This window comes from Rhizobium sp. BK491, from assembly GCF_014194925.1.
Lineage (GTDB): Bacteria > Pseudomonadota > Alphaproteobacteria > Rhizobiales > Rhizobiaceae > Rhizobium.
The window spans coordinates 256,422-275,085 of record NZ_JACIAR010000002.1 but is presented as its reverse complement, the minus strand read 5'-3'; the positions used below and the strand labels follow the sequence as shown (position 1 = coordinate 275,085).

21 protein-coding genes are annotated in these 18,664 nt (G+C 60.9%); 9 read left to right on the top strand and 12 right to left on the bottom strand.

The features are described 5' to 3' along the window. The 3 genes from FHX05_RS09210 to FHX05_RS09200 all read left to right on the top strand — a co-directional run bounded on the left by FHX05_RS09210 (position 1) and on the right by FHX05_RS09200 (position 1,384). Entirely contained in the window at positions 1-675 is a 675-nt protein-coding gene (locus tag FHX05_RS09210) for a hypothetical protein (protein ID WP_183871371.1), read from the top strand. 65 nt (positions 676-740) lie between these two features. Then, positions 741-983, top strand: a complete 243-nt coding sequence (gene vapB, locus FHX05_RS09205) for a type II toxin-antitoxin system VapB family antitoxin (RefSeq protein WP_112336713.1) — start codon at positions 741-743, stop codon at positions 981-983. Then, a complete protein-coding gene (locus FHX05_RS09200) occupies positions 980-1,384 on the top strand; it encodes a type II toxin-antitoxin system VapC family toxin (RefSeq protein WP_112399626.1) in 405 nt (134 codons plus the stop codon). Before vapB ends, FHX05_RS09200 begins: the two co-directional genes overlap by 4 nt. Here the strand turns inward: FHX05_RS09200 and FHX05_RS09195 are convergent. The 5 genes from FHX05_RS09195 to FHX05_RS09175 all read right to left on the bottom strand — a co-directional run bounded on the left by FHX05_RS09195 (position 1,381) and on the right by FHX05_RS09175 (position 4,370). Further along, positions 1,381-1,785, bottom strand: a complete 405-nt coding sequence (locus FHX05_RS09195; protein ID WP_183871370.1) for a GFA family protein — start codon at positions 1,783-1,785, stop codon at positions 1,381-1,383. The genes FHX05_RS09200 and FHX05_RS09195 overlap by 4 nt on opposite strands. Positions 1,786-1,790: 5 nt before the next feature. Further along, complete coding sequence (locus FHX05_RS09190) at positions 1,791-2,273, bottom strand: SRPBCC domain-containing protein (RefSeq protein ID WP_183871369.1); 483 nt, start codon at positions 2,271-2,273, stop codon at positions 1,791-1,793. Beyond that, positions 2,257-2,598 (bottom strand): metalloregulator ArsR/SmtB family transcription factor, encoded by a 342-nt coding sequence (locus FHX05_RS09185; RefSeq protein WP_183871368.1) that lies wholly within the window; start codon positions 2,596-2,598, stop codon positions 2,257-2,259. The genes FHX05_RS09190 and FHX05_RS09185 overlap by 17 nt, the downstream gene beginning before the upstream one ends. A gap of 86 nt (positions 2,599-2,684) precedes the next feature. Next, the gene (locus FHX05_RS09180; RefSeq protein WP_183871367.1) at positions 2,685-3,071 is read right to left on the bottom strand and encodes a VOC family protein; all 387 of its coding nucleotides are present in this window, start codon (positions 3,069-3,071) and stop codon (positions 2,685-2,687) included. Positions 3,072-3,086: 15 nt separating this feature from the next. Then, entirely contained in the window at positions 3,087-4,370 is a 1,284-nt protein-coding gene (locus FHX05_RS09175) for an MFS transporter (RefSeq protein ID WP_183871366.1), read from the bottom strand. A gap of 98 nt (positions 4,371-4,468) precedes the next feature. Between FHX05_RS09175 and FHX05_RS09170 the strand changes: the two genes are divergently transcribed. After that, complete coding sequence (locus FHX05_RS09170) at positions 4,469-5,344, top strand: LysR family transcriptional regulator (RefSeq protein ID WP_183871365.1); 876 nt, start codon at positions 4,469-4,471, stop codon at positions 5,342-5,344. Here FHX05_RS09170 and FHX05_RS09165 read toward each other — a convergent pair whose 3' ends face one another. Continuing rightward, positions 5,345-6,250, bottom strand: a complete 906-nt coding sequence (locus tag FHX05_RS09165; RefSeq protein ID WP_183871364.1) for a LysR family transcriptional regulator — start codon at positions 6,248-6,250, stop codon at positions 5,345-5,347. 118 nt (positions 6,251-6,368) lie between these two features. On the opposite strand from FHX05_RS09165, the gene FHX05_RS09160 reads away from it, so the two are divergent. Next, positions 6,369-7,133, top strand: a complete 765-nt coding sequence (locus tag FHX05_RS09160; protein WP_183871363.1) for an SDR family oxidoreductase — start codon at positions 6,369-6,371, stop codon at positions 7,131-7,133. A 144-nt stretch (positions 7,134-7,277) separates the two neighbouring features. Here the strand turns inward: FHX05_RS09160 and FHX05_RS09155 are convergent, their stop codons facing one another. Further along, complete coding sequence (locus tag FHX05_RS09155) at positions 7,278-7,724, bottom strand: ester cyclase (protein ID WP_183872405.1); 447 nt, start codon at positions 7,722-7,724, stop codon at positions 7,278-7,280. A 213-nt stretch (positions 7,725-7,937) separates the two neighbouring features. On the opposite strand from FHX05_RS09155, the gene coaBC reads away from it, so the two are divergent. Continuing rightward, positions 7,938-9,149 (top strand): bifunctional phosphopantothenoylcysteine decarboxylase/phosphopantothenate--cysteine ligase CoaBC, encoded by a 1,212-nt coding sequence (gene coaBC, locus FHX05_RS09150; RefSeq protein WP_183871362.1) that lies wholly within the window; start codon positions 7,938-7,940, stop codon positions 9,147-9,149. Here coaBC and FHX05_RS09145 read toward each other — a convergent pair. Then, positions 9,136-9,951: a class II glutamine amidotransferase gene (locus FHX05_RS09145; RefSeq protein WP_183871361.1), complete on the bottom strand. Its 816-nt coding sequence runs from the start codon at positions 9,949-9,951 to the stop codon at positions 9,136-9,138. The genes coaBC and FHX05_RS09145 overlap by 14 nt on opposite strands. A 549-nt stretch (positions 9,952-10,500) precedes the next feature. On the opposite strand from FHX05_RS09145, the gene otsB reads away from it, so the two are divergent. Together otsB and otsA are read left to right on the top strand one after the other, a co-directional pair. Continuing rightward, positions 10,501-11,295, top strand: coding sequence for a trehalose-phosphatase (gene otsB / locus FHX05_RS09140; RefSeq protein ID WP_112609323.1), 795 nt, complete (start codon positions 10,501-10,503; stop codon positions 11,293-11,295). Between the two features lie 47 nt (positions 11,296-11,342). Further along, complete coding sequence (otsA, locus tag FHX05_RS09135) at positions 11,343-12,719, top strand: alpha,alpha-trehalose-phosphate synthase (UDP-forming) (protein ID WP_112609321.1); 1,377 nt, start codon at positions 11,343-11,345, stop codon at positions 12,717-12,719. Between the two features lie 10 nt (positions 12,720-12,729). On the opposite strand, the gene FHX05_RS09130 is transcribed toward otsA, so the two are convergent. Beyond that, a complete protein-coding gene (locus FHX05_RS09130; RefSeq protein WP_183871360.1) occupies positions 12,730-13,632 on the bottom strand; it encodes a LysR family transcriptional regulator in 903 nt (300 codons plus the stop codon). 162 nt (positions 13,633-13,794) lie between these two features. Between FHX05_RS09130 and betC the strand changes: the two genes are divergently transcribed. Then, the gene (gene betC, locus FHX05_RS09125; protein ID WP_183871359.1) at positions 13,795-15,309 is read left to right on the top strand and encodes a choline-sulfatase; all 1,515 of its coding nucleotides are present in this window, start codon (positions 13,795-13,797) and stop codon (positions 15,307-15,309) included. A 52-nt stretch (positions 15,310-15,361) separates the two neighbouring features. On the opposite strand, the gene tsaA is transcribed toward betC, so the two are convergent. The 3 genes from tsaA to FHX05_RS09110 form a co-directional block, all read right to left on the bottom strand. Continuing rightward, entirely contained in the window at positions 15,362-15,892 is a 531-nt protein-coding gene (gene tsaA, locus FHX05_RS09120) for a tRNA (N6-threonylcarbamoyladenosine(37)-N6)-methyltransferase TrmO (protein ID WP_183871358.1), read from the bottom strand. 23 nt (positions 15,893-15,915) lie between these two features. Then, positions 15,916-16,941 (bottom strand): iron ABC transporter substrate-binding protein, encoded by a 1,026-nt coding sequence (locus tag FHX05_RS09115; RefSeq protein ID WP_183871357.1) that lies wholly within the window; start codon positions 16,939-16,941, stop codon positions 15,916-15,918. Between the two features lie 108 nt (positions 16,942-17,049). Further along, positions 17,050-18,633 (bottom strand): peptide chain release factor 3, encoded by a 1,584-nt coding sequence (locus tag FHX05_RS09110; RefSeq protein WP_112336731.1) that lies wholly within the window; start codon positions 18,631-18,633, stop codon positions 17,050-17,052. Positions 18,634-18,664 lie beyond the last annotated feature (31 nt).

The following is an 18,664-nucleotide window of genomic DNA, read 5'->3' as shown; positions in this document are numbered from 1 at the left end:
GTGATCCCCTGGACCTTGCTCGACACTGCGAAAATCCCCGGCGGCGGCGAGCTGCGACTGAAGCAGCGCGGCCAGGAATTTTCCATCATGCTCGGCACCAACGAGCTGATGAACAGTCGCCTGAGCGGCTCCGAGCGCGCGCTTGCCACGCTTTCCTGCGAGAAGATCAGAGGCCGGAAGGCACCACACATACTGATCGGCGGCCTCGGCATGGGCTTTACCTTGCGTGCGGCGCTTGGCGAACTAGGTGCGGACGCGAAGGTTACGGTTGCCGAGCTTGTTCCGGCAGTCGTTTCATGGGCGCGCGGGCCGATGGCAACAGTCTTCGACAGCTGCCTCGACGACCCGCGTGTTGCCATTCATGAGGGCGACGTGCGTCCGCTCATCCGCGCAAGCAAGGCAACATACGATGCTATCCTGCTCGATGTCGACAACGGCCCGGATGGCATCACGTCCGAAGCCAATGATGGTCTTTATGACTATCATGGCCTGAAGGCAGCGCGCGATGCGCTGCGGCCCGGCGGCGTACTCGCGGTCTGGTCGTCGGGACCTGACGAGCGCTTCACAAGGCGGCTGCGCGACAGCGGCTTTACCGCCGAAGTGGTCAATACACGCGCAAATGGCAAAACGGGCGCGCGTCATGTCATCTGGCTGGCGACAAAATCGGGATCATAACGCCTCGAATTGAAATAGCGCCTGAGATGCTATATATCAATGTCATATCTCAAAGGAGTTATGGCATGGAAACCGCAAAGATCTTCTGGTCCGGCCGCTCACAGGCCGTGCGCTTGCCGAAGGAATTCCGCCTCGATGGTGAGGAAGTGCGCATCCGCCGGCAGGGAAAAGCAATCATTCTGGAGCCGATCGCCGAAGATTGGGATTGGCTGGAAGCTGTTACGGGGCCGGTTGATCAAGACTTCGCAGAAGCGACCGAAGAAGAGCCCGCTGAGCAGCAACGCCCCGAGCTGGATATCTTCAAGTGAAGTATCTGCTCGACAGCAATGCCGTCATCGCCCTGATGAAAGGACATTCCGGCTTCGTCAGCGAGCTGCGCAGACACAGGCCGCAAGATTTCGCCATTCCGGCCATCGTGGCACACGAATTATTCTACGGCGCCTATAAAGGGCAGCGCGTCGCAGAGAATCTTGCGCGTGTCGATGCATTGCAATTCGAGACATTGGATTTCGATAAGGAGGACGCCCGGATGGCCGGCGAAATTCGCGCGGCTCTTGCTTCCCTTGGTACGCCGATCGGCGCCTATGACGTTTTGATCGCGGGTCAGGCGATCGCCCGCGATCTGATCCTGATAACGCGCAATGTCAGAGAATTCGAGCGCGTTCACAAGCTGCGTTTCGAAGACTGGGAGTCCTTGCCGAGCGGCTAAAGATAGCGCGTTTCCTCCGGCGCGCGATCGAAGCGGTCGTCGCGGCCGTCGAAATAGCCGACCGGAAGCGAGGCGAGCTCTTCATCGGTGGCATCATCCAGGCAGCTGATGCTGATCGCATAGAACTTGCCGCCGAGTGCGGGATTTTCACCCCAGTTGAAGGAGCTGATGCCGCAATTTTTACAGAAGAGGTGATGCAGGATGCGCGGGCCGAACTGATATTCGCCAATGTTGTCTTCGCCTGAGGTCAGGCGGAAATCAGCGGGCGTGGCGACAGCCAGCCAATTGCGCTTCTTCTTGCAGATCGAGCAATTGCATTTAAAGGTGCCGCCCTGCAGGTCGAGATCGGCTTCGTAAGCGACGGCACCGCAATGGCAGCTTCCGTGATAGGTCTTCTTCATCACTCTCATCCTTCCCTTGAGGTGGCTTCTGCGTAAGCGGCGTATTTGTCGAGGGCCTGTTCCCAGCCACCGGTCTGCAATCTGAGCTCGGTATCGTCAGGCAACTCGACCTTGCGGAAGACGAGACGCGTCTTCTCGCCAAGCTCATGAAACTCCACAGTCACCTGCATCGGATGCTCGCGCCTACCCTCCTGGTTTTCCCAGGCGAAGGTGAAGACGAGACGCTCGGGCGCGACGATCTCCAGATAGCGGCCATGGCTCCAATATTCCTTGCCCTCCGGCGTGAGAATGCAGTGCCGCCAGGCGCCCCCTTCCTTGAGATCGACGGAAACGGATGGGGCCGTCATATTTTGCGGTCCCCACCAGCGCATCAGATGTTGCGGTTCCGTCCAGAGGCGAAACAGCAGGGCACGCGGCGCGGCAATCTCGCGGGTCAGCACGATCTCGCGCGGCGGCCGCATGCTGCCGCCCTTAGTTGCTGGGGTCATTCTTTCCTCCCTTTTGCAATAGTGCCGCGTAGTCCTCCAGGCGATCGAGATTGTCGTTCCAGAACTGGCGATAGCTCTCCAGCCAGTCATCGACTTGGCGCAGCGGCTTCGCTTCCAGCCGGCAGGGTCGCCATTGCGCTTCCCTGCCCTTCGAGATCAGGCCGGCTTTTTCCAGCACCTTCAGGTGCTTGGAAACAGCGACCAGCGACATGTCGAAGGGTTCGGCCAGCTCGGACACGGATGCCTCGCCGGTCGTCAGCCGCGCCAGGATTGCCCGGCGGGTGGGATCGGCTAGGGCCGAAAGGGTCGCGCTCAACGTGTCCATTTGATAAACCATATAGTTAATTAACTTATTGGTTTAATATATGCGACCAGCCAGCGATGTCAAGAAGCGCCGGACGGCGCGCAATCTCAGGAAATGATATTGGACACTTCGATCAGATTCTGGTCCGGATCGCGGAAATAGACCGAGAGAATGGGGCCGGTCGCACCGGTGCGTCGGACGGGGCCTTCCTCGATCGTGATGCCCTCGGCTTGCAGGTGAGCGATCACATGATCCAGAGGCGTTATACTGATGAAGCAAAGATCGGCCGAACCCGGTGTCGGCCGTTCGGCGTTGGGCTCGAACTCATGGCCGGCTTGATGCAGATTGATCTTCTGGTTGCCGAAGGTCAGAGCCTTGCGGCCCTCCCCGAAAGTTTCGACACCCATACCGAGGACACGGGTATAGAAATCGCAACTCTCCTCGATGCTCGCAACCGTGAGCACCAGGTGATCGAGATGGTCGATACGGATCATGGTGGCCTCCTGGGCTCAGCGACGCGCCAGCCTGGCAACGGCAAGAGCGCTGGCGAGACAGAGTGCCAGCATGACCAGGATGAAGGCAACCACGGCATTCCAGCCATCGGCAAGCCAGAAATAGCCGCCGACCGAGCCCGCTATACTGGAGCCGAGATAATAGGCGAGCAGGTAGAGCGAGGAGGCGTGCCCCTTGAAGCCATCGGCCAGCCGTCCCACCAGCGCACTGGCGACGGAATGGGCCATGAAGAAGCCAATCGTCACCAGCACGATGCCGAGAATGATCAGCGGCAAGGAGCTTGAAAGCGTCACCGCCGCACCGAGCGCGGCGATTAGAACGCCAATTGGCAGCACGATGAAATGGCCGATGCGATCGCCGAGGGGGCCTGCAGCCCACGAGGCGACGATGCCGAAGAGATAGGCGGTGAAGATCAATCCAAGCTCGGTCTGGTTGAGATCATAGGGATCGGCGACGAGACGGAAGCCGGCATAGTTATAGACCGTTACGAAGGAGCCCATGACGAGAAAGCCGATGGCAAAGAGCAGCGGCAGCGCCGCACTGCCAAAATGACCGCTCCAGGCCTTCACATGGAAGCCGACATCGAAGCCCTTTCGCGGCGTAAAATTGCGCGACGGCGGCAGCAGATAGAGGAAGCCGATGGCGGCGATCAGGCCGAGAATGCCAACCGTTGCCAAAGCCGGCCGCCAGCTCAGATATTCGGCGATCGTGCCGGTCACCACGCGCCCGGCCATGCCGCCAAAGGCGTTGCCGGCGATATAGAGGCCCATCGCACCGCCAAGGCCGCGCGGCTCGATCTCTTCGGCAAGATAAGTCATGGCGACGGCGGGGACGCCGCCCAGAAGGAAACCCTCAAGCGCGCGAACAGCGAGCAGCATGTGCCAGCTCGGAGACACCGCGCAGACGATCGTACAGATGGCCGCGCCGAGCAGCGATATGAACATCAAACTGCGCCGGCCAAGGCTTTCGGAAACGGCAGCGGCGCCGAAAATCGCAAAGGCCAGGAAGCCGGTCGAAAGCGACAGCGACAGTGAACTTGCGGCAGGCGTGACGCCAAAATCCTGAGAAAAGATCGGCATCAGCGGCTGCACGCAATAAAGCAGGGAGAAGGTGGCAAAGCCCGAGAGAAACAGCCCAATGGTCGCGCGGCGAAAGGCGGGCGTGCCGCGCGTCAGGAACTGGCGGGGCTCGGTCGGCGGCTCGTTTCTGATGAGCGTCAATTCGGGGCGGGAGGGAACTTCGGACACAGTGGTTTGCTGCTTGCTTGCGGCGCGAAACATTGGTGGCACCTGACCTTTCTTGCCCAGGAATCTAGCCAGACGAGCTCCATTAGTCCAATATATGGAACAGGCGATCTTGATAGCTTTTGGAGATAGCGATGGAGCTGCGTCATATTCGCTATTTTCTGGCGCTGGCCGAAGCGGGAAACTTCACCCGTGCGGCAGCCAAACTCGGTATCGGCCAGCCGCCGCTCAGCCAGCAGATCCGGGACCTGGAAAACGAAGTGGGTGCGCAGCTGTTCCACCGCGTGCCGCATGGTGCGGAACTGACGGTGGCCGGCGAGGCATTTCTCGCGGAAGCGGAAATGGCGGTCGATGCGGCGGAAAAGGCAAAGCTCGCCGCCCAGCGCGCCAATCGCGGCGAGATCGGCCGCCTGTCGCTCGGCTTCACCGCCTCTTCCGCCTTCAACACCATCGTCACATCAACCATTCGCGAGTTTCGGCGGCACTGGCCGGAAGTGCTGATATCGCTGACCGAGATGAACACCAATGCGCTGATGGAGCGGCTCATGCGCGGCGAGATCGACGCGGCCTTCATTCGCCCGGGCCTGGAAGATCCGCGCGACGTGCGGCTGAAGCGCTTTGCCGATGAGCCGATGCTGATCGCACTGCCGGCCCATCATCCGCTGGCAAGTAAGGAACGCGTGCCGGTTGCGGCGCTCGCGGGCGAACCCTTCATCCTCTTCCCGCGCATGGTGGGGCTGAGCCTCTATGACGATATCGTCGCCGCCTGCCGCGAGGCGGGCTTCGACCTCGTAGTGACACAGGAAGCGCCGCAGATCCCATCCGTCGTCAATCTTGTCGCCGCAAACTTGGGCGTTTCGATCGTTCCGGCTTCGATCGCGCAGATCAAGCTCGACGGCGTCGCCTATCGGCAAATCGATGGGGCGCCGGTCGTGGCGCGGCTCGGCCTTGCCAGCCTCAAGGCGCAGCGATCGCCCGTCATCGCCAACCTCATGAGCTCGATTGGTTAGTTACGTGCTCCGCTCCCAATAGGGCGGATCGCCAAAAGCCTTCTTCAAATGATCGGCCATTGCCCGAAGCTTGGCCGAGGGATTGCGACCTTCGGGATGGGCCATAAAAATGAACTCCGGCTCCGGCCGGTAGCCGACATCGATCTCTACGAGCCTCCCCTCCCTCGCTGAAGGCCCGGCGATGAAGGCGGGCAGCAAGGCAATACCAAGCCCGGCAATCGCGGCATCGTGGAGGACATCGCCATTGTTCACGCCCAGCGCCAGCTTGGCACGGATGACGACAGCGCCCTCTGGCCCCTCGAAGCGCCAGTCGGCGACACCGCGATTGGTGTAAAAGATACCGCGATGACCCTCGAGATCGGAGAGCGAAGCGGGTTTGCCGTTGCGGCTGAGATAATCCGGCGACGCAACGAGAAGGCGGCGGCTGCGGGCAAGCTTCCATGCGACGAGGCGCGAGTCGCCAATCAGGCCGTGGCGAATGATCGCGTCGTAACCGTCCGAGGCGGCATCTACGCGGCGATCGTCGAGATCGAGCGTCAACTCGATCTCCGGATGCGCGGCGAGAAACGGATAGAGAGCCGGCCCCAGATGCAGGCGGCCAAAGGTGACGGGTGCTGCAATGCGCAGCGGTCCCATCAGCGTGCCGCGCCGCTCGGCAAGATCGGCCGCCGCCTCGCGAACTTCCTGTGCGATGCGGGTCGCGCGCTGCAGAAAGGCAGTGCCATCCTCGGTCAGGGTCAGCTTGCGGGTCGTGCGGTGAAGCAAGGTCGCCCCCAACGCCTTTTCCATTTCCGACAGGCGCTCGCTGACGACGGATTTCGACAGACGCAGCCGTCGCGCCGCCTCGCTGATCGAGCGCGCCTCGGCTACAGTCACGAACGTCACGATCCCTTCGATCTTCAACATCGTTCGGCAATTCCGAATTCGAATTCCTCTTTTTGAAGACTAATCCGAACGATCGGAAAAGGCCATCTTCCACGTATCGGACAAACCGAAGACACGTCCTCACACAGGAGATGGAACAATGAACCGCTTGAATGGAAAAGTTGCAATCGTCACCGGCGCCAGCTCCGGCATCGGCCGCACCACGGCAAAACTCTTCGCCGCCGAAGGCGCCAAGGTTGTTGTCGGCGCTCGCCGCGCGGCAGAGCTGGAAAGCCTTGCCGCCGAGATCAAGGCCGCCGGCGGAGAAGCAGCCGTCTTGGCTGGTGACGTACGCTCGGAAGACTACCACAAGGCGCTGGTCGCACTTGCTGTCGAGCGCTACGGCAAGCTCGATATTGCTTTCAACAACGCCGGCACGCTCGGCGAGGCCGGTCCCAGCACCGAGGTTTCGGAGGCAGGTTTTTCCGAAGCGCTGGCGATCAACCTCACCGCATCGTTCCTCGCCGCCAAGCACCAGATAGGCGAAATGATCAGGCATGGCGGCGGTTCTGTGATCTTCACCTCGACCTTCGTCGGCCACACCGTCAGCTTCCCCGGCGTTGCCGCCTATGCCGCCAGCAAGTCCGGCCTGATCGGCCTGACGCAGACGCTGGCCGCCGAATTTGGCCCGCAGAATGTGCGCGTCAACGCTGTCCTACCGGGTGCCGTCGATACCGATATGTATCGCGACATGAACGACACGGTCGAAAAGCAGGCTTTCATAACGAATCTGCATGCGCTGAAGCGCGTCGCCGGCCCGGAAGAGATCGCTCGCTCGGTCCTTTATCTTGCCTCCGATGATGCGAGCTTCGTCAGCGGCACGGCTTCGCTCGTCGATGGCGGCCTGTCGATCACGCGTACCTGACCGAGTGTTTAGCCGACGCAATTGTCGCGTCGGAATGCTTTGAAACGCGGACATGATCCCGTAACATAGGAAACGGTTGCGGGATTATGTCGCTCGAATGCTTTGAATGAGCCGCCGACTCTATTCCCCTTACGGCTTTTCCGTTCAGAACATCGTATTGTTGTTCATGGATTTCTCGGGGATCGGCTGCACCGAATCCCAATGTTCCTGGATCTTGTTGTCCTCGACGCGGAAGATATCGACGATGGCGCTGCCGCGATCGCCCGGCCGGCGAATGGCGTGGACGCGCAGGATCACATAATCGCCATCGACCATCACGCGCTTGATCTCGCTCTTCGACTGCGGAAAGTTCTTCTTCAGATAATCCAGAAAACCGCGCAGGCCTTCGGGGCCATCGGCGGCAAGAGGATTGTGCTGGATGTACTTGCCGAGATACTTTGAAGCCGCATCGAAATCCTTGTCGTTCAGCGCCTTCTGGTAGAAATCCAGAACGATCTCCTTGTTCTTCTGCTCTTGCGGCGAATAAGCACGCTCGGCAAAGGCCGGCATGGCAGCGGCCAGGATTGGCAGGGCGATGACAGCGACTTTCATCAGTTTCAAGACGTTGCTCCTTTGCTCGTTAAGGTGTTCACCTTTGTCGAGGCCAAGGGTCCGCGCAAATGACAAGGGCGTGAGGGCGATGTGATTGTCTGCCGGAATAGCGGGAAAGGACGGCTCACAACCGTAATGAGAGAATGCCGCGATTGCCTATGACACACCAAAGGCTTAGGCTTATCAGCAAAAGAACAGGCGACGGGTTCAGGCATGGTTCTCGCAGGAAAGCGCATCCTCATCATCATCTCCGGCGGCATCGCGGCCTACAAGAGCCTCGATCTCATCCGCCGGCTGCGTGAACGCGGCGCGAGTGTGCGGCCCGTCATGACAGCGGGTGCGCAGGAGTTCATCACGCCGCTTGCCGTCGGCGCGCTGGCCGCCGACCATGTCTTTACCGATCTGTTTTCACGAGAGGATGAGCAGGATGTCGGCCATATCAGGCTGGCGCGTGACTGTGATCTCGTGCTGATCGCGCCGGCGACTGCCGATCTGCTCGCCAAGATGGCAAATGGGCTGGCCGATGATCTCGCCTCGACAATATTGCTCGCCACCGACCGGCCCGTGCTCGCAGCCCCTGCCATGAACCCGAAGATGTGGGCGCATCCGGCGACGAAGCGCAATGTCGAAACGCTACGCAGGGACGGTATTACCTTTGTCGGGCCGATGACCGGTGAAATGGCCGAGAGCGGCGAGGCCGGCGCCGGCCGGATGGCCGAACCGCTTGATATCGTCGGGGCGGCGGAGAGACGGCTGGACGACGGTGCAAAGCCGCTTGCCGGTAAGAAGGCGGTCGTCACCTCCGGGCCGACGCATGAGCCGATCGACCCCGTGCGCTATATCGCCAACCGTTCGTCTGGACGGCAGGGCCATGCGATTGCGGCAGCGCTTGCCGCCCTTGGCGCCGATGTTACCCTCGTCTCCGGTCCGGTCACCATACCCGATCCGGTCGGCCTCAAGGTCGTGCATGTCGAGCGGGCGGATGAGATGCGCGACGCAGTACTTGCGGCCCTTCCCGCCGATATCGCCGTGATGGTGGCGGCGGTCGCGGACTGGCGCGTCGCCTCCGCATCGGACCAGAAGATCAAGAAGCATCCGGGCGAGTCGATCCCGACTTTGGCGCTCACGGAAAACCCCGACATTCTGAAAACGGTCGGCCATCACACGCAGCGGCCGAAACTGGTCATCGGCTTTGCCGCCGAAACACAGGATGTCGAGAGCAATGCCCGCGCGAAGCTGGAGCGCAAGGGCGCCGACTTCATCGTCGCCAACGACGTCTCACCCGCAACCGGCATCATGGGCGGCACAAGAAACAGGGTGAAGATCATCAGCCACACCGGGGTTGAACAGTGGCCCGATCTCGACAAGGATGAAGTGGCGGTGCGACTGGCAGCGCTGATATCGGAACAGTTCAAGCAGAGATAGCAGCCGGCGCCCTGATCTCTCCGGCGGCACGCTCTTCCGGCTGGAAAGGCGTGACATGGACACCGGTATCGTCGATCATGACGGCGCTGCCGTCCGGAATCTCACGCCAGGCATCAACGTCGTCATTCAACGGCTCGGAAACGAGGCAATACCCCAAGCCGACGGGCGAGGCATAGAGTGTCGGCGCCTTGCGGTCGGTGGCATAGCGGATGGCGTAGAGCGACTTGCCGTCGGAGAAGGCCGCGGTGAAGCGCACCAGCACCGAACCGGTCAAATGCAGCGAGAGCCTTTCAACGAAGCCGATGGTCTGAGCGATCGCTGTGATCGGATTCGTCGCCAGGCCAAACTGCATCGCCAGCAGAAACAGAAGCTCGGAATCGGTCGTGCCGTTGCGGGCATGGAAGAGCTTGTCATCGAGCATGGCTTCCATCGGCCGGCGCAGGCGGTCGAAATTGGAAATCTGGCCGTTGTGCTGGAACGACCAGTTTTCGAAGACGAAAGGATGGCAATTGTCGCGGCGCGTGCCGCCGCCGGTGGCCGCACGGACATGGGCGAGGAAGAGCGGCGAGCGGATCTGCCGCGCCAGGCTCTTCAGATTGCAATCGGACCAGGCCGGCAGGATATCGCGGTAACGGCCCGGTTCCGGCCGGTCGCCATACCAGGCGATGCCGAAACCGTCACCATTGGTCGCCGTCTTGGCGCGCGTGGCGCAATGGGATTGTTCGATCAGGGAGTGGGCGGGCGAAGACACCAGCTCCTCCAGATAGAGGGGGTCTCCACGATAGGCTGCCCAGCGACACATGCGTCTCTCACTCCGATTCCTGCTGTCTTCCTGTCCCGCGGGAGAATGGCAAATCTTGGACGATTGTTTATGCGGAATGGGTAATAAAGTCTTAATTTTCCATGCAGTGCGGCGCAAGATGACAGATATTTGACGCTTCGTCCGTTCACGTTTCGCATCGCAACATTTTCGTCGTGAAGGCCGCTACGGCAGGACTCTTGCTCGAGATGCGGCGGGCAACACATTTCACAGCGACAATAAGTGTGAAGCTCCCCAAGACTGTGCCTCTTGCATCAAGTCAAATTTGAGCTACGTTAAGCTTGTCTGAAACGTAACGAAAGGAAGGTGATCCAATGTCTAGTGAGATTTCGGTCTTTGTATACGGCATGGAAATGGTTGTGAACGTTGCGAGGCAGCCCTCGCTCTGACCAACACCTTCCCGAAGCGTTCGCCGCTTCAGGCCAGTTACGGGCCAAAGCTCATGGGGGGTCGCCTAAGGCGACCCCTTTTGATTTTCAGCCGTTCGTTTTTTTCCTTGCCAAACGGGAAGAGCGCCTTAGCTAACCCAGCATGTCTTCTCAGGAACAGCCCGAACAGGGTGAAGCCAAGCCGAGGCCGCTGAACGAGCCGGCCCTTACCGCACTCTCATTGTATCCGCAGGACTGGGCCTTGTTCCTCGATATCGACGGAACCCTGCTCGATCTCGCCGAAAGGCCGGAAGCGATTGTCGTGCCCAACTATCTGCCCGGCACGCTGCATGCGCTCTCCCGCCAGCTCGGCGGCGCACTGGCCTTGGTCACCGGCCGCGCCATCGAATTCGTCGATCCCCTTTTTGCGCCCTTCCGCTTTCCCGTTGCAGGCCTCCATGGCGCAGAACGGCGTGATGCGGCCGGACGGCTGCGCCGTGCGCATATCCCGCCCGCCTTTCAGGCGATGAAGCAAACCATTGCCTACGAGGCCCAAGCCTGGCCGGGCGCCATCGTCGAGGACAAAGGGGCGGCGGTTGCGGTCCACTTCCGCCATGCACCTGCATATGAGTCCGAGATCGGCGAAGCCATGCAGCGCCATCTGGAGGAAGCGGGTCCCGACTGGAACCTTCAACGTGGCAAAATGGTCCTAGAAATCTGCCCTGCCCACGCCAGCAAGGGACATGCCGTCGAGGCGTTTCTGTCAGAAGCGCCCTTCGAAGGACGCCGTCCGGTCGCGATCGGCGACGATGTGACCGACGAGACGATGTTTGCCGCCGCCAATCGTCTCGGCGGCCAATCCGTGCGCATCGGCGACGCGAACGGAAAAACACTGGCACGTGCATCCATTGGCTCACCTGCGCGTTTAAGGGACGTGCTGGGAACGCTCGTCAAGTAATTTTCGATCATGGCGATGTCTCCCAGACTTCTCGAAAGGAAGAATTCGTGAGTCGACTCATCATTGTTTCTAATCGTGTTTCCGTACCCGACCATAAAGGCGCCGCTGCGGCAGGTGGCCTTGCGGTGGCTCTGCAGGCGGCGCTCGCCGAGCGCGGCGGCATCTGGATGGGCTGGTCCGGCAAATCGAGCGGCGACGCGGAGCCTGAGCCGCTGCGGATGACGCAGGACGGCAACATCACCTATGCGCTTACCGATCTGACCCAGACCGATGTAGAGGAATATTATCAGGGCTTTGCCAACCGCGTGCTATGGCCGATCTGTCATTACCGGCTTGATCTCGCCGAATATGCCCGCAAGGAAATGACGGGGTATTTCCGCGTCAACCGCTTCTTTGCCCACCGGCTCGCACCTCTGATCGAACCCGACGATATCATCTGGGTGCATGACTATCATCTCATCCCGCTTGCAGCGGAGCTGCGGCAGATGGGCCTGAAGAACCGCATCGGCTTCTTCCTGCATATTCCCTGGCCACCGGCCGATGTCGTGCTCGCCATGCCGGTGCACGAGGAGATCATGCGGGGCCTTTCCTCCTACGACCTGCTCGGTTTTCAGACGGACCATGATCTTGAGAACTTTGCAGGCTGCCTGAAGCGCGAGGGGATGGGCATCGAGAAAAGTCCGGGCCATTTCAGCGCTCACGGCCATGATTTTCGCGGTGGCGCCTATTCGATCGGCATCGAGACGGCGGGCTTTGCCGAATTCGCCCGCAAAGCAGCGTCGCACAGCATGGTGCAGAAAGTGCGCCAAAGCATCGAAGGCCGCGACCTCATTCTCGGCGTCGACCGGCTCGATTACTCCAAGGGCATCACGCAGCGCATCGATGCCTTCGAACGTTTCATCACCAACAACCCCGCCCACCAGCGCAGCATCACCTATCTGCAGATCACGCCGAAATCTCGCTCGGAAGTCCCCGAATATGAGGCGATGCAGAACGCGGTTGCCGAACAGGCGGGCCGGGTCAATGGCGCGATCGGCACGGTCGACTGGGTGCCGATCCGCTATATCAATCGCTCGATCAGCCGCCCGATCCTGGCAGGCCTTTACCGGATTGCGAAGGTCGGGCTGGTAACTCCCTTGCGCGACGGCATGAACCTGGTCGCCAAGGAATATGTCGCGGCGCAGGACCCGGACAATCCCGGCGTGCTGGTGCTATCGCGCTTTGCCGGCGCGGCGCGCAAGCTGAAGGGCGCTCTGCTGGTCAATCCCTATGATGTCGACGGCACCGCCAATGCGCTGGCGCGCGCCATCAACATGCCGCTGCAGGAGCGGCAGGAGCGTTGGCGCGGCATGATGGACTATCTGCTGGAAAATGACGTGTCGCGTTGGTGCGAGACGTTTCTTGCAGATCTTACGGCGGAATAGAGCATGATGATCATCCGGCGGCGGCGGCGGTGAGCAGCCACTGCGCCAACCGCTCCGCCTCTGGATTCGCGACGGCCGGCGGCAACAGCCAATAGCCGCGCTCCGGCGCCTGCAGCATGGGACCCACCGTCACCAGCGTCCGCGCTGTGAGCAGGGAATCGACAAGGCCCATCCAGCCGATGGCAACGCCCTGCTCGCTGAGGGCCGCCTGCACGACGAGCGAATAGGTATTGAAGCGCAGGTCGCCGCGGCCAGCATAGGCATCACGGGCAATGCCGAAGGCGGCAAGATAGCTCTGCCAGTCGAACCACGGCGACGGCATTTCTGAATCGAGATGAACAAGCGTGGTGCCGGCAAGCTGCGAGGGATCGGTGAATGGACCGTGCCGCTCTGCAAAACCTCTGGTACAGATCGGCACGACCTTCTCCGGCAGAAGTAGCGTTGCGCCCGAACCGAACTCGTTGCGTGTTCCGAAGAAGACGGCGATATCGCCGCTTTCCGGCGCGCCGCGAGACAGCCGCTGCGTGGCGACGATCTGGATATCGACTTCCGGATAGAGGAGCCGGAACGCGTGCATGCGGGGAATGAGCCAGAGAGCGGAAAAGGCATAGTCGGTGCGCAAACGAACGGACGGGCGCTCCGCCTCGACGCGGAAGCTGCGCACCAGATTATCGACGCCGGCAACCGCCTTTTCGACGATTTCGAAGAGGCGCTGCCCCTCGGGCGAGAGTACGACACCGCGATGCTGGCGGTGAAACAGGGACACGCCCATCTGCTCTTCGATGCGGCGGATCTGATAGCTGACGGCTGGTTGCGTCAGGCCAAGCGCTGCAGCGGCAGCGGAGAGGCTGCCGGAGCGGCCCACTTCCAGGAATATCCGCAGCCAGCCGAGATCGACAAGACGTTCAGCCATAAAATTTCCTTTTGGCATCTATCGAAAAATGTCTGCTTCACAGCGGGAACTCTAGTGATGTTCAATAAAATAATCGAATAACAAACAGTGAGCTATCGTCATGTGCACTTCCGCAATGCGTTGGCTCGCAGCCAGCCTTTGATCTCCAAGGAAAACACGCGAATGTCCCGCCCGAATATCCTCATCCTCATGGTCGATCAATTCAACGGCACGCTCTTCCCCGACGGCCCGGCCGATTTCCTACATGCTCCGGTGCTGAAGGCTCTGGCGAAGCGCTCCGTGCGCTTTGCCAACAGCTATACGGCAAGCCCGCTCTGCGCACCGGCCCGCGCGTCCTTCATGTCCGGGCAACTGCCGAGCCGCACGCGCGTCTATGACAATGCCGCCGAATTCTGCTCGGATATACCGACTTTCGCCCACCATCTGCGCGCCGCCGGCTACCAGACGGCGCTCTCGGGCAAGATGCATTTCGTCGGCCCGGATCAGATGCATGGCTTCGAGGAGCGGTTGACGACCGACATCTACCCTGCCGATTTCGGCTGGACGCCTGATTATACGAAGCCGGGCGAGCGCATCGACTGGTGGTATCACAATCTCGGCTCGGTCACCGGCGCGGGCACTGCCGAGATCACCAACCAGATGGAATATGACGACGAGGTTGCCTATCACGCGACCCGCAAACTCTACGATCTCTCGCGAGGGCATGACGTGCGGCCCTGGTGCCTGACCGTCAGCTTCACCCATCCGCACGACCCCTATGTCGCGCGTCGCCGCTTCTGGGATCTTTATGAGGATTGCCCGGCGCTCGACCCGGAAGTCGGCGAAATCCCCTTCGAGCGGCAGGACCCGCATTCGCAGCGGCTGATGAAGGCCTGCGACCACACCGCCTTCGACATCACGCCGGACAAGGTCCGCCGGGCACGCCGCGGCTATTTCGCCAATATCTCCTATGTCGACGAGAAGATCGGCGAGATATTGGAGACGCTCGAGCGCGGCCGTATGGCCGACAACACCATTATCCTCTTCGTCTCGGATCATGGCGACATGCTCGGCGAGCGTGGCCTCTGGTTCAAGATGAACTTCTTCGAAGGTTCGGCCCGCGTGCCGCTGATTATCGCAGCTCCCGACTGGCAGCCGAAGCTTATCGACCAGCCGGTCTCGACGCTAGACGTTACTCCGACGCTGGCAGCCCTTGCCGGGATCGACATCGCATCGCTGCGCCGTTGGACCGATGGCGAGGACCTGACGCCGCTGGCTCGTGGAACCGGAAGCCGCAGCCCCGTGCCGATGGAATATGCCGCAGAAGGCTCGGAAGCGCCGCTCGTAGGCTTACGCGACGGCAATTACAAGCTGACCCTTTGCGAAAAGGACCCGCCGATGCTCTTCGACCTCAGGGAGGATCCGAAGGAGCTAACCAATCTGGCAGGCAACCCGGCCTATGCGGAAACGCTGGATAGACTGACGGCGCAGGCCATGGCGCGCTGGGATCTTTCAAGCTTCGACGCTGCCGTGCGCGAGAGCCAGGCGCGGCGATGGGTGGTCTACACGGCCCTTCGCAACGGCGCCTATTACCCCTGGGACTATCAGCCCTTGCAGAAGGCTTCGGAGCGCTACATGCGCAACCATATGGACCTCAACGTGCTGGAGGAAAATCAGCGCTATCCGCGAGGCGAGTAGGATTTCGATGATGGGCTGACGGCAATAGCTTGGAGCGGTTTCACGAAGCACTCTAAACATCGCGCTTCTGGCAGTAATGCGCCGTCTCGCCGTCGCCGGTCTGGAAGTCTCCGGGCTGCGGCGGCGCGATCGGTTTGAACAGCGTGCGATCCGGCTTCAGATCGAGCAAGGGCGTGCCGTCAAGGCAATCGAGGCCGCGCACCAGCAATACCGCCCCCTCGACCGCTTCCAGCTTGACAATGGATGTGCCGATGGGATTGGGCCGCACCGGCGAGCGCAGCGAAAAGGTGCCGTGTACCTTGCCGCTGTTGGCCGGGCTCTGCAGCACGAGATCCCTGCGCGAACGATCCAGCCAATAGAGAACTTCTAGGCACTCGAAGGCTTCCACGCCCTGTAGCGCCACTACCCAGGGCTCGAAGATTTCGATCCGGCAGATCGGGCCATCATGCCGGCCCTGGCGCGACGTTTCCATGCGCGATGTCCAGGGCGTGGAAATGCGGCCTATGAAGATGAGCCCCGCATCCAAGGCTACCGGCGACTCGACGGCCACTTCGTTTTCGCGAATTTCGTTTTCGCGGACCATGAATGCCTTCCTTACCAGAGCGGTTATTTCATGCCCTTCAACAACGCCGCCAGCTGATTGTCAGTCAGATCGACCTGATAAAACAGCTTGTAGAATTGCTTCACATCGTCGGAAAAATCGCTGCGGAAGAGCTTCGGATAAATGAGCTTCTCCATCCAGCGCACGCCGAGCAGCCTGTTGACGCCAGGCGGGGAATCGAACCAGCCGAAAGGCAGGGACGGTGGCACGAAGATCTTGCCGTCCTTGACGGCCTTGATGCCGGCCCATTGCGGATCGCTTTTCACCGAGGCTGCAAAGTCAGGGTTCTCGGCGATGATGATATCCGGATTCCATCCGGCGACCTGCGGCGGCGTCACTTTGGTCAAGCCACCCTTGCCGGCAGCGGCAGCGACATTCATCGTGCCGACAGCATCGAGGATTTCGAGATTGATCGAGCCGGAAAGCCCGGTTTCCAAGCCATCGGCACCACGGCCATAATAGACGCGCGGGCGCGGGTCGTTCGGCAATGTCGCGAGCTTTTCGTTCAGGTCCTTGATCGCCGTATCGGCATAATCGGCCAGCTTGTTGGCGCGGTCCTCGACGCCGATCAGAGCGCCGACATCGCGCAGCGTATCGGCGGTGCGGGCGAAGCTGCCGTCGATAAGGACATAGGGAATATGCGCGTCGGACTGCACCTTGTCGGCCAGCGCCTTGTAGGTGGGATCGACCGTACCGGCATCGAGGATGATATCAGGCTTGGCGTCGGTGACCGCCTGCGAACTGATCGCGCCATCCTTGCCCGTCAGGCGCCCGATTGTCGGCAATGATCGCACCGACGGCATCAAGTAGGCCTTGGCGGCATCATCGGGCGCATGCACCCAGCCCACCAGCTTCTCCGGCGCCAGCACATAGACCAGGACGGCGGCTGGCGGCCCGGCCACCAGAATGCGGTTGATCTTATCAGGCACAGACACCGTGCGTCCGGCCGCATCGGTGATGATTCGCGCCTCGGCTGCGACCGGCATCAGGCCGACGAAGGCCAGAGCAAGAACCGCAAAAAGTCTCATCATAAAATGCCTGTTCCGATCAAGGAAATCACCCGCGGCACTATGGCATAGCGCTATATCGGATGGAACATCGCGGCGGCACTATTCCAAAATGAAACGCATCCGAACCGATCACGCCGCCTTGACGGCGTGATATTCCTTGATCGCGACCATCTTGATAGCCGGGTAACGTTCCGCCTCGTAGCGCAGCGAGAAGCCGTCCTGGGCGAGGAAGACCGGATCGCCATCGAGATCGCGGGCGATATCGCCGCGGCGCTGGGTGACGAATTTTTCGAGGTCGGCCGGCTGATCGGCCGAGATCCAGCGGCAGACGGAGAAGCGCGACATTTCGAAGGAAACCGGCAGGCCGTATTCGGCCATCAACCGCTCCTTCAAGACGTCGAGCTGTAGGGCGCCGACGACGCCGACGATGGCGGGAGAGCCATCTTCCGGCGAGAAGAGCTGCACGACGCCTTCTTCGGCCATCTGCTGCAGCGCTTCCTTGAGCTTCTTCGCCTTCATCGCGTCTTCAAGACGAACACGGCGCAGGATTTCCGGCGAGAAGTTGGGCACGCCCTGGAAGACGAGAGATTCGCCTTCGGTCAGCGTATCGCCGATGCGCAGCGTTCCATGGTTCGGAATGCCGACGACGTCGCCTGCATAGGCGGTGTCGGCGAGCTGGCGCTGCGAGGCGAAGAAAAATTGCGGCGCGGTGAGGCCAAGCTGCTTGCCGGTGCGCGACAGTCGCGCCTTCATGCCGCGCTCAAGCTTGCCGGAGCAGATACGCGCAAAGGCGATGCGGTCACGATGGTTCGGGTCCATGTTGGCCTGGATCTTGAAGACGAAGGCCGTCATCTTGTCGTCGGTGGCGTGAACCGTTCTGATGTCGGCAACCTGGTCACGTGGCGGCGGCGCGAAGTCGCCGAGCGCGTTGATAAGATCGCGGACACCGAAATTGCGCAGCGCCGAGCCGAAGAAGACCGGCGTCATATGACCTTCCAGGAAGGAGTCCCGATCAAACGGACGGCAGGCCTCGATCGCCAGTTCCGTCTCGTCGATGAAAGCCTGGCGCTCGTTTTCCGGCAACCGGTCGGCGACTGCCTGCGGGCCGTTCACCTTGGTCGCCTCGACCTCGGTATCGGAACCGCGAACGGTATTGTCAGCCAGATGGTAGGAGCCGCAGAAAGTCTTGGAGCGGCCGATCGGCCAGGTGACCGGAGCCGTATCCAGTGCCAGCTTCTCTTCGACTTCATCAAGAATTTCGAAAGGATCGCGGCTTTCGCGGTCCATCTTGTTGATGAAGGTGATGATCGGGATGTCGCGCATGCGGCAGACTTCGAACAGCTTCAGCGTCCGCGGCTCGATACCCTTGGCGGCGTCGATAACCATGACTGCCGCATCGACGGCCGTCAGCGTGCGATAGGTGTCGTCGGCGAAGTCTTCGTGACCGGGCGTATCGAGAATGTTGAAGACGTTGCCTTCATATTCGAAGGTCATGACCGACGTCACGACCGAGATGCCGCGTTCGCGCTCGATCTTCATCCAGTCGGAGCGCGTCTGCATGCGATCCTTCTTGGCCTTGACTTCGCCGGCAAGCTGAATGGCGCCGCCGAACAGCAGCAGCTTTTCGGTGAGCGTCGTCTTGCCCGCGTCCGGGTGAGCGATAATAGCGAATGTGCGGCGGCGGGAGACCGCCTCGGCGAGACTTTCGGCCATGCGTGTGAATCCTGTGAATTGGCGCCGTATC